This window comes from Pseudomonas sp. R1-7 (assembly GCF_051132105.1).
Classification (GTDB): domain Bacteria; phylum Pseudomonadota; class Gammaproteobacteria; order Pseudomonadales; family Pseudomonadaceae; genus Aquipseudomonas.
In genome coordinates this window covers 4669612-4685202 of sequence record NZ_CP071661.1, presented here as the reverse complement: position 1 = coordinate 4685202, position 15591 = coordinate 4669612, and the positions used below count along the sequence as shown (strand labels likewise).

Here is a 15591-nt window from a genome sequence, read left to right as displayed (position 1 = left end):
GCCTAACCCCGATACTCCGGCCGCTCAGCCAACCCTTCCTTCAGATAATCCACCAACTTGCGCACTTTCGGCGACAGGTGTCGCTGCTGCGGGTACAACGCCCACACCGCTGTATTCGGCGGCTGATGAGCCTCCAGCAGCGAGATCAACGCACCGCTGTGCAAATGTCCGAGCACGTAATAGTCCGGCAACTGGCACAAACCCACCCCTTGCAGTGCCGCATCGAGCACCGCTTGTCCACTGTTGCAGCGCCAGTTTCCCTGTACTCGTTGGGAAAATTCCCGCCCGTTCTGCTCCAGTTGCCACATGTCTGAGCTGCCGATCAGGCAGTTGTGGCGGCTCAGTTCCGACACACTGTGGGGCCGGCCGTAGCGTTCCAGATAAGAGGGTGAAGCGCACAAATACATGCGTCTGGGCGCAAGGCGCGTAGCCACCAAGCGCGAGTCCTGCAATCGGCCCAGGCGAATTGCCAGGTCCAGGCCTTCATGGACCAGGTCCAACGGGCGATTGCTCAGTTCGATGTCGACCCGCAATTGCGGGTAGAGGCCCATGAAACGGGTCACCAACGGCACGATAAACCGTTCGCCATAAGCCACCGCGCAGGTCATGCGCAGCATGCCCTTGGGTTCGCTGGTCAAGTCGCCAACGGCTCGCAAGGCTTCCTCGCGTCCGTCCTGCAGGCGCTGGCAGTGCTGCAAAAAGGTTTGTCCGGCTTCAGTCAGGGTCACCCGGCGGGTACTGCGGTACAGCAGGCGTGTCTGCAGACGCTCTTCCAGCCGTACGACTTGTCGACTGATATGGGAAGACGAAACCCCAAGACGTTCAGCGGCGGCAGTGAATTGGTTGCATTCGGCCACGGCGACAAACTCGTCGATGCCTTCCCAGCGGTTATCAGACATAAGTCGATTATCCCTGTGCAGCAATAATGTTTTGCTTTTGCCTGGATTATTCATTTTCCAGCGGAGGATTACACTCCCAGTCTTGTATTTATTTGCTGGAGAATCCGGATGATCAAGTCGCGCGCTGCCGTTGCCTTCGAGGCCAAGAAACCCCTGGAAATCGTTGAAGTCGACGTGGCCATGCCCAAGGCGGGCGAAGTGTTGTTGCGCGTGGTGGCCTCCGGTGTCTGCCACACCGACGCCTACACCCTGTCGGGCGCCGACCCGGAAGGGATCTTCCCGTCGATCCTGGGCCATGAGGGCGGCGCCATTGTCGAAGCCATCGGTGAAGGCGTGACCTCGGTGGCCGTGGGTGACCATGTGATCCCGCTGTACACGCCGGAGTGCGGACAGTGCAAATTCTGTAAGTCGGGCAAGACCAACCTCTGTCAGGCCATTCGCGCCACCCAGGGCAAAGGCCTGATGCCGGACGGTACTTCGCGCTTTTCCTACAAGGGCGAGACGATTTTCCACTACATGGGCACCTCGACATTCTCTGAATACACCGTGCTGCCGGAAATTTCCGTCGCGAAGATCCAGAAAGAAGCGCCGCTGGAAAAAGTCTGCCTGCTGGGCTGTGGCGTCACCACTGGCATCGGTGCGGTGCTCAACACCGCCAAGGTCAAGCCGGGTGACACCGTGGCGATCTTCGGCTTGGGCGGCATCGGCCTGTCCGCGGTGATCGGCGCCGTGAAGGCCAAGGCCGCGCGCATCATCGCCATCGACATCAACCCGGCCAAGTTCGAAATCGCCAAGCAACTGGGCGCCACCGATTGCGTCAACCCGAAAGACTTCGACCGTCCGATCCAGGAAGTCATCGTGGACATGACGGACGGCGGCGTGGACTTTTCCTTCGAGTGCATCGGCAACGTGCAGTTGATGCGTGCCGCGCTGGAGTGCTGCCACAAGGGTTGGGGCGAGTCGGTGATCATCGGCGTGGCCGGTGCCGGCCAGGAAATCGCCACCCGTCCATTCCAACTGGTGACCGGGCGCGTCTGGCGCGGTTCGGCGTTTGGTGGCGTGCGCGGTCGCAGCGAGTTGCCAAGCTACGTCGACATGGCCGAGAAGGGCGAGATTCCGCTGGATACCTTCATCACCCACACCATGGGCCTGGAAGATATCAACAAGGCGTTCGACCTGATGCACGAAGGCAAGAGCATCCGTACCGTAATTCATTTCTGAGGTCGGTCATGAGTCTGGAAAACATCTCCTGCCAGAAAAGCTTCGGCGGCTGGCACAAGCGTTACCGGCACCGTTCCGAAATGCTCGGTTGTGACATGGTGTTTGCCGTGTACCTGCCTCCGCAAGCCGAGCAGGGCGGCAAGTTGCCGGTGCTGTATTGGTTGTCCGGATTGACCTGCACCGACGAGAACTTCATGCAAAAGGCCGGTGCCCAGCGCATGGCCGCGGAGCTGGGCCTGATCATCGTCGCGCCGGACACCAGTCCCCGTGGCGCCGATGTGCCGGGCGATCCGGATGGTGCGTGGGACTTCGGCCTCGGGGCAGGGTTCTATCTGAACGCCACGCAGGAACCCTGGGCGCGGCACTATCGGATGCATGACTATGTCGTGCAGGAACTGCCGGCGTTGGTCGAAGCGCATTTCCCGGCTTCGGATAAACGCGGCATCAGCGGTCATTCCATGGGCGGCCATGGCGCGCTGGTCTGCGCCTTGCGCAACCCGGGGCGTTACCGTTCGGTGTCAGCGTTTTCGCCGATCAACAATCCGATGGATTGCCCTTGGGGCCAGAAGGCTTTCTCCCGTTATTTGGGGGAAGATCGCTCGAAGTGGCGGGAATGGGATGCCTGTGCGCTGATTGCCGAGGCGCATGAGCGGCTGCCACTGCTGGTGGATCAAGGGGATCGAGATGATTTCCTGGCCAACCAGCTCAAGCCCGATGCCCTGCAACAGGCGGCCAAGACTGTCGGCCACCCGCTGGAACTGCGCTTGCAACCGGGCTATGACCACAGCTACTTCTTCATCGCCAGCTTCATCGATGATCACTTGCAACATCATGCACGCGCTCTAAACGCCTAATGCAGGTAGAATCACGCCCTGACAAAAATCGGGGCGTTTTTTTATGCGTATTGGCCACGGCTACGATGTTCACCGTTTCGCTGAAGGCGACTTCATTACTCTGGGCGGCGTGCGGATCGCACACGGCTTCGGGCTGCTCGCGCATTCTGACGGTGATGTCCTGCTGCACGCCTTGAGCGATGCACTGCTCGGCGCGGCTGCCCTGGGTGACATCGGCAAGCACTTCCCCGACACAGACCCGCAATTCAAGGGCGCCGACAGCCGCGTGCTGCTACGCCATGTGGTGTCGCTGATCCACGCCAAGGGCTGGAAAATCGGCAATGTCGATAACACCATTGTCGCCCAGGCTCCCAAGATGGCGCCGCACATCGAAGCGATGCGCCAAGTGATCGCCGAGGATCTTCAAGTTGAGCTGGACCAAGTGAACGTGAAAGCCACCACCACCGAGAAGCTGGGCTTCGTCGGTCGCGAAGAGGGCATCGCCGTCCATTCCGTTGCCTTGTTGCTGCGCCCATGACCGAACTGGAATTGTTGGGGCCACGGGCCTACGGTGAGTCGTTGGGCAGTGCGGTACTCAAGGCCAGCGCTGAAGATTTCCAAGTCGATGAAGTGCTTGATATCCCGTTGACCGGCGATGGTGAGCACTTGTGGATCTGGGTTGAGAAACGTGGCTTGAACACCGAGGAGGCCGCCCGGCGAATCGCCAAGGCCGCCGGCGTGCCGTTGCGCACCGTCAGCTATGCCGGGCTCAAGGATCGCCAGGCCCTGACCCGCCAGTGGTTCAGCGTCCAATTGCCGGGCAAGGCCGATCCGGACCTGTCGGCGGCAGAGAACGACACGCTGAAGATCCTCAAGACCGCCCGCCACAAGCGCAAGCTGCAGCGCGGCGCGCATTCTGCCAACGGCTTTACCTTGCGCCTTACCCAATTCAAGGGCGACGTGACGGCGATCGAAGCGCGCCTTCAACAGATCATCCGCCAGGGCATCCCCAACTATTTTGGTGCCCAGCGCTTCGGCCATGACGGTGGCAACATAGTCGACGCCCGCGCATGGGCGGCGCGCAAGGCCTTGCCGGAGCAGCGCAACGTGCGCTCGCGCCTCCTGTCCACGGCGCGCAGTTTCCTGTTCAACAAAGTGTTGGCGGCCAGGGTGGCCGACGGTACCTGGCAACGTGCCCAGGTGGGTGACCTGCTGGCCTTTACCGACAGCCGGAGTTTCTTCCCGGCCGGGGAGGCTGAGTGCAGCGATCCGCGCCTGGCGATTCTTGATCTGCATCCGACCGGCCCCCAATGGGGCGAGGGACCTTCGCCCGCCGCCGGCGTGGTCTTCGAATTGGAGCAGGCCGTTGCCCAAGGCGAAGCGGATCTGCGCGACTGGTTGATAAACGCGGGAATGAATCACGAACGTCGCATCCTGCGACTGCCCATTGGCGGGCTGTCGTGGCATTATCCCGAGCCTGACATTCTGCAATTGGAATTCGTCCTGCCGGCCGGATGTTTCGCCACTGTCTTGGTGCGCGAACTCGTCGATCTGGTGCCAGCAGGGCAGACGGACAGCCCATGCGTATTCTGATCTCTAACGACGACGGGGTGACAGCACCCGGTCTTGCCGCGCTATATGTTGCGCTGGCGGATTTTGCCGAGTGCGTGGTGATTGCCCCGGACCAGGACAAGAGCGGCGCCAGCAGTTCGCTGACGATCGATCGTCCGCTGCACCCTTGCTACCTGGACAACGGTTTCATCAGCCTCAACGGTACACCCACCGATTGCGTGCACCTGGGCCTCAATGGTTTGCTTGAGCGCGAGCCGGACATGGTGGTCTCGGGTATAAACCTGGGCGCCAACCTGGGCGACGACGTGCTGTATTCGGGCACGGTCGCCGCAGCCTTGGAAGGCCGTTTCCTGAACAAGACGTCCTTTGCCTTTTCGTTTGTTTCACGGCAGGTCGACAACTTGCCAACCGCCGCCTACTTTGCCCGCAAGCTGGTAGAAGCCCATGGTGAACTGGACCTGCCGCCGCGCACGGTGCTGAACGTGAACATCCCGAATTTGCCACTTGATCATATCCGTGGCATCCAGCTCACTCGCCTGGGCCATCGTGCCCGCGCCGCCAAACCGATGCATGTCGTCGACCCGCGCGGCAAGGCCGGCTACTGGATCGCCGCTGCTGGCGACGCCGAAGATGGCGGGCCGGGTACGGATTTCCATGCCGTGATGCAAGGCTATGTCTCGATCACGCCGTTGCAGCTCGATCGCACCTTCAATGATGCCTTTCGACATCTTGAGGGCTGGCTGGAGGGGCTGCACTGATGGCTCGCGAACAAGACGATATGCTGCGCCGAGGAATCGGCATGACCTCCCAGCGTACCCGGGAACGGTTGATACAGCGGCTCTACGAGGAAGGGCTGTCCAACGCCCAGGTGTTGGAAGTGATTCGTCGCACGCCAAGGCATCTGTTCGTCGATGAGGCCCTGGCCCATCGGGCCTATGAAGATACTGCGTTGCCGATCGGCCATAACCAGACCATTTCCCAGCCTTATATGGTGGCCCGCATGAGCGAGTTGCTGCTGGAGGCGGGGCCGCTGGACAAGGTGCTGGAGATCGGCACGGGATCGGGCTATCAGACGGCGGTGTTGTCGCAGTTGGTCGAGCGGGTTTTTTCCGTGGAGCGGATCAAGGTGTTGCAGGATCGCGCCAAGGAACGCCTCGTGGAACTGAACCTGCGCAACGTGGTATTTCGCTGGGGAGACGGTTGGGAAGGTTGGCCGGCGCTGGCGCCTTACAATGGCATCATTGTCACGGCTGTTGCTACTGATGTACCGCAGGCTTTGCTGGATCAGCTCGCGCCTGGCGGGCGCTTGGTCATCCCGGTCGGCGCGGGCGAAGTCCAGCAACTGATGTTGATCGTGCGCGAAGAACACGGTTTTTCACGGCACGTCCTTGGGGCGGTTCGTTTTGTGCCGTTGCTCAATGGGCCGTTGGCCTGAGCATTTATGATCAGTGCTGAATTCCAAGACGCGGACCGTGTCTTACGGCAGCACCTGTCGGTCGGGCGCCGGTTTGCCAAATAACGTTAAACAGCGTCGAGCAAACGTGTGCGAGCGTCCTTTGCGCTTCCTTTATAGAAGCAGGATGTCGGTCACCCACAGGGCAACATATCTGCCTGGACAGGCAGTTTCGAATTTCTTCAGCCACCACAAAGGGAGCGGCGGGTGAGTCTCACAGTCATTGCGCAGCGTATGGGTATCACGAGCTTAAAGCGCCTGGTGACTGGCCTTCTCTTGAGTACCTTGCTGGTCGGTTGTTCCAGTACGCCTTCGGGTAACGTCCGGGTGGTCGATCGCAACAACGCGACACCGCAACGGCCTACCGTAACGACCGGCCAGTATGTAGTCCGTCGCGGCGATACGCTGTTTTCCATCGCTTTTCGCTACGGCTGGGACTACAAAGCCCTCGCGGCTCGGAACAATATTCCTTCGCCATATACGATCCACCCAGGTCAGACAATTCGCTTTGACGGTCGCAGCAGTTCAACGCCTACGGCGGTCGTCACGCAGTCGGGCTCGACGCCTTCGTCCTCGAGTAAAACCACGGTTATCCGTCGTCCGGTCGGTCCCGCCACGGCGCCTATACCGTCCGTCGCGAACAAGCCCGCGCCCGCTCCGATGCCTCCGGCAGGCCCCGCCCCGACTGGCTGGGGATGGCCTTCTAATGGCGTTCTCATTGGAAAATTCTCTTCAAACGGTAGTTTGAATAAAGGAATTGATATCGCCGGGGATTTGGGACAGCCTGTTTTTGCCGCGTCTGATGGCACGGTTGTGTACGCCGGGAGTGGTTTGAGGGGCTACGGCGAACTCGTGATCATCAAACACAGCGATACCTACGTCAGTGCCTACGGTCACAACCGCAGGCTGTTGGTTCGGGAGGGGCAGCAGGTCAAGGTCGGGCAGACAATTGCCGAAATGGGATCGACGGGTACAGACCGGGTGAAACTGCATTTTGAGATTCGCCGACAAGGTAAGCCTGTAGATCCGCTGCAATTCCTGCCACGTCGTTGATTTGCATGTCAGCCTGTTCCGTCACGTAGAGGGAACAGGCTCCAGCGTTGCCAAGGATAAAGGCGTCGCTCGAGCTTGAGGTCGAACTCACCAAAGGACTATAACAATGGCTCTCAGTAAAGAAGTGCCGGAGTTTGACATCGACGATGAGGTTCTCCTTATGGAGGCCGGCATCGCTATGGATTCGATGTCGAATGATGAAGGGGCGACTCCACCTTCCGTTCGTGCCAAATCCAAACACTCCGCTTCACTTAAACAACATAAGTACATCGATTACACCCGGGCGCTGGACGCCACTCAGCTGTACCTCAACGAAATCGGTTTCTCGCCGCTGCTCTCCCCAGAGGAAGAAGTGCATTTTGCGCGCCTGTCGCAAAGTGGCGACCCGGCTGGTCGAAAACGCATGATTGAAAGCAACCTGCGCCTGGTGGTGAAAATCGCCCGACGTTACGTCAATCGTGGGCTTTCGCTGTTGGACCTGATCGAAGAGGGCAACCTGGGCCTGATTCGCGCTGTCGAGAAATTCGACCCCGAGCGCGGTTTCCGTTTCTCGACCTATGCGACCTGGTGGATCCGCCAGACCATCGAACGGGCAATCATGAATCAGACCCGGACCATCCGGCTGCCGATTCATGTGGTCAAGGAGCTGAACGTCTACCTGCGGGCCGCCCGAGAGTTGACCCAGAAACTCGACCACGAACCTTCGCCTGAAGAAATCGCCAACCTATTGGAAAAACCGGTGGGCGAGGTCAAGCGCATGCTTGGGCTCAACGAGCGGGTTTCCTCGGTGGACGTTTCCCTGGGGCCTGACTCGGACAAGACGTTGCTCGATACCCTCACGGACGATAGACCCACCGACCCGTGCGAATTGCTGCAGGACGATGACCTGTCCCAAAGCATCGACCAATGGCTCTCGGAACTGACCGACAAGCAACGGGAAGTGGTGATTCGCCGCTTCGGCTTGCGCGGTCATGAAAGCAGCACGCTGGAAGATGTGGGCCTGGAGATTGGTCTGACTCGGGAGCGGGTCAGGCAGATCCAGGTCGAAGGCCTCAAGCGTCTGCGCGAAATCCTGGAGAAGAATGGCCTGTCGAGCGAGTCGCTGTTTCAATAACGCTCAACAAGCGCAGCAGAGAAAGCCCCGACTGGTTCGGGGCTTTTGCGTTTCTGGATTGTGATCTTTCGGTCCTACCCATTTTTGTAGTTTCAGTTTGTAAGCCTTTGCCTAGTGTTACGTAAGCTATCGGGTTTCCTTCGATGGGACAGTTGACTCATAAAGACGTCGAAAAATACTCAAGGCATTGTTCTTAAAGGGATTTATTCTTTATGAATAGACCGTTACAGGGCTGGGCACTCGTCTTGGCCCCATTGCGCTGAATCGAGAAAACACTAATATCAACCCTGTGTCGACGGACAGACACACCCGTCAAGGACGATGGGAACGGAAGGACATCGCAGGATGCGATTCATCAGGACGATGAAAAGGATTAAAGGGATTAGGGAAAAAATGTGGGCGGGTCAAACCGCCCCTTTTTTTGCCTGCGATTTGGTTCCAGGCAGCAAAAAGGCCCGCAAGGGGCCTTTTGGTGACGCAGGAAAGATCAGCGCTCGAGGTCTGCAATCTTGCCTGGCTTGCCATCCCACTCTTCAGCATCCGGCAGGGCGTCTTTCTTCTCGGTGATGTTCGGCCAGATGTCCGCCAGTTCAGCGTTCAGCTCGATGAAGTTCTCCATGCCGGCTGGCACTTCGTCTTCCGAGAAAATGGCATTCGCCGGGCATTCCGGTTCACACAGGGCGCAGTCGATGCACTCGTCTGGGTGAATGACCAGGAAATTCGGGCCTTCGTAAAAGCAGTCCACCGGACACACTTCTACGCAGTCGGTGTACTTGCACTTGATGCAGTTGTCGGTGACGACGAAGGTCATTTCTAATTTCTCCTCAGGCGGCTGCGGCGAAGCCCCTTCACGGTGGGGGTCGCGGGGTTTGGGAGCGATAGTCTGCAAACCCAGGCTAATAGGCAGCAGCATCCCAAACCGCGCGCGATTCTAACAGCTTGAAAGGCTGTGTGTTAGATCCGTGTCTTCAATGTATAGAGTAAATCCAGCGCCCGACGAGGGGTCAGGTCATCCAGATCGAGCTTGGCCAGTTCGTCCAGTACCGGGTGCGGCAGGCTGGCGAACAGGTCGCTTTGCTGCGGCGCGGCCGGTTTGCCCTTGGTCGGGCGCGGCGCTTCGTGGGGCAGGCTGGTGGTTTCCAGGCGGCTCAGGTGCTCGCGGGCGCGGGTGATGACGTCGCTTGGCACGCCGGCCAGCTGCGCCACTGCCAGGCCATAGCTCTGGCTGGCCGGGCCGGGCAACACATGGTGCAGGAACACAATGCGTTCGTTGTGTTCGGTGGCGTTGAGGTGAACGTTGGCCACCAGCGGTTGGCTCTCCGGCAGCACGGTCAATTCGAAGTAGTGCGTAGCGAACAGTGTGTAGGCTCGCAACTGGGCGAGACGTTCTGCCGCAGCCCAGGCCAGGGACAAGCCGTCGAACGTGCTGGTGCCGCGACCTACTTCGTCCATCAGCACCAGGCTGCGTTCGGTGGCGTTGTGCAGGATATTCGCGGTTTCGCTCATTTCCACCATGAACGTCGAACGTCCACCGGCCAGGTCATCGCTGGAGCCGATCCGGGTGAAGATTCGGTCCACCAGGGACAATTCGCAACTGGCCGCCGGGACGAAGCTGCCGATGTGGGCCAGCAGCACGATCAACGCGGTCTGGCGCATGTAGGTGGATTTACCGCCCATGTTCGGACCGGTGATTACCAGCATGCGAGTGTTGTCGTCCAGGCTAAGGTCGTTGGCCACGAACGGCGTGGTCAGGACTTGCTCGACCACCGGGTGGCGACCCTGGCTGATGCGCATGCACGGCTCGCTGACGAAGCGCGGGCAGTTAAGGTCCAGGTTCAGCGCGCGTTCGGCCAGGTTGCTCAGCACATCCAGTTCCGCCAGGGCACCGGCGGTGTCCTGCAACGGCGGCAATTGGCTGATCAGGTCTTCGAGCAGCGCTTCGTAGAGCATCTTCTCCCGGGCCAGGGCGCGGCTCTTGGCGGACAGCGCCTTGTCTTCGAACGCCTTGAGCTCCGGAGTGATGAAACGCTCGGCACCCTTGAGGGTCTGGCGGCGAATGTAATCGGCCGGGGCTTGCTCGGCCTGCTTGCTCGGCAGTTCGATAAAGTAACCGTGGATGCGGTTGTAGCCGACCTTGAGGTTGGCCAGGCCGGTACGAGCTTTTTCCCGGGCTTCAAGGTCGATCAGGAACTGGCCGGCGTTCTCGCTCAGCGATTGCAGTTCGTCGAGTTCGGCGTCGTAGCCGGTTTTCAACACACCACCGTCACGAATCACTGCCGGCGGATTGTCGATGATGGCTCTTTCCAGCAGCGCAGCCAATTCCGGGTAGGTGCTGGTGGTGCGCGCCAGTTGCTGCAGGTGCGGCGCTTCGAGGTCGGTCATCGCCACCTGCAACTCAGGCAACGCGCCTAGAGCATCGCGCAGGCGAGCCAAGTCGCGGGGACGGGCGTTGCGCAAGCCGATACGGGCGAGGATCCGCTCGATATCGCCGATTTCCTTGAGCTGCGGTTGCAACTGCTCGAAGCGATAACGGTCCAGCAGGCAGGTAATGGATGATTGGCGCGCTGTCAGTACCGTCAGGTCCCGCAGCGGACGGTTCAGCCAGCGGGTCAGCAGGCGGCTGCCCATGGCGGTCTGGCAGCGATCGACCACTGATTGCAGGGTGTTGTCGCGTCCGCCGGCCAGGTTGGTGTCCAGCTCCAGGTTACGGCGGCTCGCGCCGTCCAGCACCACCGTGTCATCCAGGCGTTCGTGACGCAGGCTGCGCAAATGGGGCAGGGCGGTGCGCTGGGTTTCCTTGGCATAGGCCAGCAGGCAGCCGGCCGCGCCGATGGCCAGGGTCAGGTTCTCGCAACCGAAGCCCTTCAGGTCTTGGGTGGAAAACTGCTGGCAGAGACTTTTCAGCGCCGAGTCACGCTCGAAATCCCACGGTGCCCGACGACGTACGCCACGGCGTTTTTCCGCAGGCAGGTCTTTGGGCCAGTCATCGGGAATCAGCAGCTCTACCGGATTGACCCGCTCCAGCTCCGCCAGCAGGTTTTCCCAGCCCTTGATTTCCAGCACCGAGAAATTGCCGCTGGTGATGTCCAGTACTGCCAGGCCGAACAGACGCTCGTCGCCCAGGACCGCGGCGATCAGGTTGTCCCGGCGTTCATCCAGCAAGGCTTCGTCACTGACCGTACCCGGGGTGATGATCCGCACGACTTGTCGTTCCACTGGGCCTTTGCTGGTGGCCGGGTCGCCGACTTGCTCGCAAATCACCACGGACTCGCCCAGCTTGACCAGCTTCGCCAGGTAACCTTCCGCCGCGTGGTAAGGAATCCCACACATCGGAATCGCCATGCCCGCCGATTGCCCACGCGCCGTCAGGGTGATGTCCAGCAGCTTGGCGGCCTTCTTTGCATCTTCGTAGAAGATTTCGTAGAAGTCGCCCATGCGGTAGAACATCAGCTGATCTGGGTGCTGGTTCTTCAAGCGCCAGTATTGCTGCATCATCGGCGTGTGGGAGGACAGGTCGTTCACGGCGGTATTCATGGGTGTCAGGGAAGCTCGTTGAAAGGTGTGGGGCAAAAGGAGGGGCATTGGCCCGGCTTTTCCGCGATGGGCGCAAGGTTAACATGGGTGGTCGGGGGGGACCCAGGCGTGAGTGGTTTTTGGGGCTGGGTGGATATGGGATTGGGTGTATATCCGTTGCTGCGGTAACGGCTGCTTATGGTTCCGCCCGGACGGCGGGTTACTTTTGAAGAGCGCAAAAGTAACCAAAACGCTTTTGCCCCACCACTCGGTGCCTCGCCTAGGCTCGGCATGCCTGAACGAAGGCATTGCTCCGTGGGCCGCCGCGAAGGGCCATCCATGGCCCAGCGCGGCTAACCCGGCATCCATGCAGGGTTGCCCACTGCGCAATACCTTCGTTCAGCCAGCGTGGTTAATGGGGCGCCCCAGATCAAAAACAAAACCGAGGCGGCCTAATAGCCGACCTGATTCTTGATGGGACCGCGGTTCCCCTGTGGGAGCGGGCTTGCTCGCGAAGGCGGCCTGACAGCCGGCCCGTCTCTCCGGCTGTACCCCGATCCAATGTGGGCGAGCTTGCTCGCGATGACGGCAGCCAATACAACTTAGTTGTCACTGGACTACCGCTATCGCGAGCAAGCTCGCTTCCACAGTGATTACCCGGGCTGCTCTTCGGTCTCGGCTTGCATCATGGATGCCTACCTCGGTTCAACCACATCCAACGCCCGATTCGCCAATAACTGGCTCAGCTCGATCATCTGTTGAACCCCCAGCGCGATATTCCGTCGCGAGCCCTTCAGGTCGAATGCCAGGTCGCTGACCATGGCGTTGGCCGAGGCCAGGGTTTCGCTGAGGTTGGCGAGCAGGCATTCGGCGTCGATGTTGGGAGCGATGACGTAGAGTGTATCGAGTGATTCTGAGGTTTCTTTGTCGGTTTTCGGCTTGAGGTAGTAGTCCAGGGCGCGGGTGGCCGCGTCGTCGAGTTTCTTGGCGTTGGCCGATTGGGTGCGGGAGATGTGTTCTTTAGGGGGATTCGGAGTTGGCTTCGTCATAGTCTTGGATCCTTGAGTTGGAGCCACTACCAATCCGCTACTAAACGAGATGGGCGGCAGCTGTACGCAGGTTAGTAGACCGGGGATCCAAGAAACCGGCGCGCCCGAGGGCGCCCTGCGCACAGCTGCCATTGAGCGTCGGTAAGAATTACCTTGCTGAATGAAGCCATGTGCGTCTCTTGGAATGCCGGGCTACTAAACCCGATCACTGATGGGCAGTGACGAGATCAAAAGTACCGATGGGATCCAAGGCGCACAAGCCGGCGGATTCTGGCGTAGTTGTAGGCAGAGGCGCAAGTTGGCGTAGCCTTGTGTTGCGCATTTGAAGGACGGGTTTGGAGCCTTTTCCCAAGGGCGTGTAGGACGAATTCCGTGGCGAGTGTAAAAGGCGGAAGTTGCCTATTTATGCAAAACAGCATTTGTCTTCCGCCAAAAGAACAAGCATTATGCGCGTTATGCAAAAACGCAACGTTTCTACCGTATTAAGAGCATTGCTCGATCAGCACGGGATCTCCCCCACGGAGCTTCACCGGCGTACCGGCGTGCCTCAGTCCACCCTCTCGCGGATACTCAGCGGCAAGATTGTCGACCCTTCGGATAAACACATCTCGAAGATCGCCGAGTATTTTGCCGTGAGCACCGACCAGTTGCGCGGGCGCGCGGACGTTGTGCCCGTCGGCAATGCCCGCCGCGACGAGCCGCATTCCGAACTCAAGGACATAAGCCTGTGGGACGACGAAACACCTGTCGAAGAAGACGAGGTGTCGGTCCCTTTTCTGCGTGAGGTTGAATTGGCTGCTGGATCAGGAAGATTCGTCATCGAGGAGAGCGAGCGCTCCAGCCTGCGGTTCGGCAAGCGCAGCCTACGCCACAATGGTGTGCAGTTCGACCAGGCCAAATGCGTGACGGTGCGCGGCAACAGCATGTTGCCGGTGCTGCGCGACGGTGCCACGGTTGGGGTGAACGCGGGCAAATGCGGGATCGGCGACATCGTCGACGGTGACCTCTACGCCATCAATCACAACGGCCAACTGCGAGTAAAGCAGCTTTATCGCCTGCCCACCGGCATCCGCCTGCGCAGCTTCAACCGCGATGAGCACCCGGATGAGGACTACACGTTCCAGGAAATGCAGGACGAGCAGATCGTCATCCTCGGTCACGTCTTCTGGTGGGGCATGTACGCCCGCTAGCCCCATCGCTGTCAGATAAAACCCGCCGCCGTGCGGGTTTTTTTTCGCCTCCTGAAAACTCACGACCCTGGATTTATAGGGCTTTCATGCATGTGTGCATTCGTTGCGCATAAATAAATGCATTTACGCATTGACTGTATATGCATCCATGCATATTCTGTGTCCAAGCCACTCGACAAAGCGGCTGGCAACAAAGCTCTTTAGTTCCACCAACAGGCAGCGATGAACCGGCCTTAACGGTTCAGAGGGTTGGCAACTGACCCGGGTGTGCAGCGTAAAGCACCAGAAGCAGTTATCCGGCGGGCAGGGACCGCGGCCGGAGGAACAATTTGAATGGATCCGTACCGCGCCAGTCGCGCCGAAAGATCAACTTCCTTCAGGCCATCGGCCAGGGAAGGCGAAGGACCGCATTACTGAAAAGCCTGGTTCACCCCGGGCTTTTTGGAATGCCTACCTCAAGAGACATCGTTTGAACCCAACACACCTTTTTCATCAATCACCCCCAGGAGGCGTGACATGACAAACGAGCAACAAGCGTTGCTGGACATGCCGATCTGGCTGGTCATCGTGCTCGCCCTGGTGGGCGGGGTGTCCGGCGAGATGTGGCGCGCCGACAAGGAGGGCGCCCGTGGCTGGCCGTTGCTGCGCCGCGTGGTTCTGCGCTCCGGTGCCTGCGTGGTCTGCGGCGTATCGGCAACCATGCTTTTGTATGCCCTCGGCATGTCGATCTGGAGCGCCTGCGCCCTGGGTTGCCTGACCGCCATGGCCGGTGCCGACGTGGCCATCGGTCTTTACGAGCGCTGGGTCGCCAAGCGGATCGGCGTGTGCGAAGTCCCTCCACGGGACGTTCCTCCCGACCAGCCGTGAATCGATATCACGGACCTGCGTGTGTTTTTGCAGATGCTTAAAGATTGCATATGGAAAGTGCAACAGACTACTGGCCCGCATGGGCGAGTACACCCAGCTCCAGATCAGATGTTCCCGGTGCTGGAGGTTGAATCATTGAGGGCCGCGAGCCCCGAGCGATCGCCTTTGAGCGACATGACTGCGGAGTCTTCCGCGAACAATCATTCGACTCAATAGGTGAAAAAATGGAACCAGTAAAAGTTGGTGCAAACTTCGCGTATTCGTATGCGGGCAACTATCAGCAGATCGTCAATCCGGCCATCAACGCTAATGGTGTGGTGGTCAGCGCGGTGGTCCTCCTTTCCGCAAAGGTTTTCACTGGTAAAGTGAAACCCGAGTGGATCGGCGAAGCCTCTTTCCCGGTTGTCATGCAGGCGGGGTCAATCCCTGTATTGAACCCATTCCCTATCCTGTTACCTCCTGGCTACGGCTTGTGGGTTTCAGGCGGAAACAGTGGCGAGGCCAGAATCAGTTGGGATGTGCTGTAGGTGGTGATGGCAACCTTCTAGGTTGTTTCTCGCAGTAGAAGCCGTGCGCCCCTGAACTCAAGGGCGCATGGTTATGAATTTTTAAGCCTCGGCATTAGCTGGTTTTTTTGTTTTCGAGCAATGTCCAGGTCAACGCAGGCGCATTTCATGCGCGGTCGCTGGTCGATCGACAAGGTCACCGCCAGCGGCGACCGGAAAAAAACTATCGCTGTTTGATTCATGCAACCCGTCTGGATACCAAGGCCTGACCCCGCCACCCCTGTGGGAGCGAGCTTGCTCGCGATAGCGGTATCGCATTCA

The 15591-nt window shown here is 59.4% G+C and carries 15 protein-coding genes and 2 pseudogenes; 13 read left to right on the top strand and 4 right to left on the bottom strand.

The window, feature by feature from the left end:
* Positions 1-2: 2 nt before the first annotated feature.
* Positions 3-899, bottom strand: a complete 897-nt coding sequence (locus J3P79_RS21000; RefSeq protein ID WP_434605468.1) for a LysR substrate-binding domain-containing protein — start codon at positions 897-899, stop codon at positions 3-5.
* Between the two features lie 108 nt (positions 900-1007).
* Here J3P79_RS21000 and J3P79_RS20995 point away from each other — a divergent pair, with 108 nt between their 5' ends.
* The 8 genes from J3P79_RS20995 (at position 1008) to rpoS (ending at position 8145) form a co-directional block, all read left to right on the top strand.
* The gene (locus J3P79_RS20995) at positions 1008-2120 is read left to right on the top strand and encodes an S-(hydroxymethyl)glutathione dehydrogenase/class III alcohol dehydrogenase (RefSeq protein ID WP_039591966.1); all 1113 of its coding nucleotides are present in this window, start codon (positions 1008-1010) and stop codon (positions 2118-2120) included.
* A gap of 8 nt (positions 2121-2128) precedes the next feature.
* A complete protein-coding gene (gene fghA, locus J3P79_RS20990; protein WP_434605467.1) occupies positions 2129-2974 on the top strand; it encodes an S-formylglutathione hydrolase in 846 nt (281 codons plus the stop codon).
* 43 nt (positions 2975-3017) lie between these two features.
* Positions 3018-3491 (top strand): 2-C-methyl-D-erythritol 2,4-cyclodiphosphate synthase, encoded by a 474-nt coding sequence (gene ispF / locus J3P79_RS20985; protein ID WP_045155191.1) that lies wholly within the window; start codon positions 3018-3020, stop codon positions 3489-3491.
* Positions 3488-4546, top strand: a complete 1059-nt coding sequence (gene truD, locus J3P79_RS20980) for a tRNA pseudouridine(13) synthase TruD (protein WP_434605465.1) — start codon at positions 3488-3490, stop codon at positions 4544-4546. The genes ispF and truD overlap by 4 nt, the downstream gene beginning before the upstream one ends.
* Entirely contained in the window at positions 4534-5283 is a 750-nt protein-coding gene (surE, locus tag J3P79_RS20975; RefSeq protein WP_039591962.1) for a 5'/3'-nucleotidase SurE, read from the top strand. Before truD ends, surE begins: the two co-directional genes overlap by 13 nt.
* 41 nt (positions 5284-5324) lie before the next feature.
* On the top strand, positions 5325-5960 hold the full coding sequence (locus J3P79_RS20970) for a protein-L-isoaspartate(D-aspartate) O-methyltransferase (RefSeq protein WP_161796107.1): 636 nt from the start codon (positions 5325-5327) through the stop codon (positions 5958-5960).
* A 225-nt stretch (positions 5961-6185) separates the two neighbouring features.
* A complete protein-coding gene (locus J3P79_RS20965) occupies positions 6186-7031 on the top strand; it encodes a peptidoglycan DD-metalloendopeptidase family protein (protein WP_434605463.1) in 846 nt (281 codons plus the stop codon).
* Between the two features lie 106 nt (positions 7032-7137).
* Positions 7138-8145, top strand: coding sequence for an RNA polymerase sigma factor RpoS (gene rpoS, locus J3P79_RS20960; protein ID WP_003184855.1), 1008 nt, complete (start codon positions 7138-7140; stop codon positions 8143-8145).
* 487 nt (positions 8146-8632) lie between these two features.
* Here the strand turns inward: rpoS and fdxA are convergent, their stop codons facing one another.
* The 3 genes from fdxA to J3P79_RS20945 form a co-directional block, all read right to left on the bottom strand.
* Positions 8633-8956 (bottom strand): ferredoxin FdxA, encoded by a 324-nt coding sequence (gene fdxA, locus J3P79_RS20955; RefSeq protein WP_003184854.1) that lies wholly within the window; start codon positions 8954-8956, stop codon positions 8633-8635.
* A 143-nt stretch (positions 8957-9099) separates the two neighbouring features.
* Positions 9100-11667 (bottom strand): DNA mismatch repair protein MutS, encoded by a 2568-nt coding sequence (gene mutS, locus J3P79_RS20950; RefSeq protein WP_434611569.1) that lies wholly within the window; start codon positions 11665-11667, stop codon positions 9100-9102.
* 686 nt (positions 11668-12353) lie between these two features.
* Positions 12354-12707: a DUF6124 family protein gene (locus J3P79_RS20945; RefSeq protein WP_434605462.1), complete on the bottom strand. Its 354-nt coding sequence runs from the start codon at positions 12705-12707 to the stop codon at positions 12354-12356.
* Positions 12708-13162: 455 nt separating this feature from the next.
* Between J3P79_RS20945 and J3P79_RS20940 the strand changes: the two genes are divergently transcribed.
* From J3P79_RS20940 to J3P79_RS20920, 5 genes and pseudogenes are all read left to right on the top strand, one after another.
* A complete protein-coding gene (locus J3P79_RS20940; RefSeq protein WP_028237204.1) occupies positions 13163-13897 on the top strand; it encodes a LexA family transcriptional regulator in 735 nt (244 codons plus the stop codon).
* A gap of 516 nt (positions 13898-14413) precedes the next feature.
* Entirely contained in the window at positions 14414-14764 is a 351-nt protein-coding gene (locus tag J3P79_RS20935; RefSeq protein WP_123342521.1) for a phage holin family protein, read from the top strand.
* Positions 14765-14797: 33 nt separating this feature from the next.
* Positions 14798-14980: pseudogene (locus J3P79_RS20930) on the top strand (Com family DNA-binding transcriptional regulator).
* Positions 14981-14988: 8 nt separating this feature from the next.
* On the top strand, positions 14989-15291 hold the full coding sequence (locus J3P79_RS20925) for a hypothetical protein (RefSeq protein WP_434605461.1): 303 nt from the start codon (positions 14989-14991) through the stop codon (positions 15289-15291).
* A 132-nt stretch (positions 15292-15423) separates the two neighbouring features.
* Positions 15424-15539, top strand: a pseudogene (locus J3P79_RS20920) (phage late control D family protein); the annotation flags it as partial.
* Between the last annotated feature and the right edge of the window lie 52 nt (positions 15540-15591).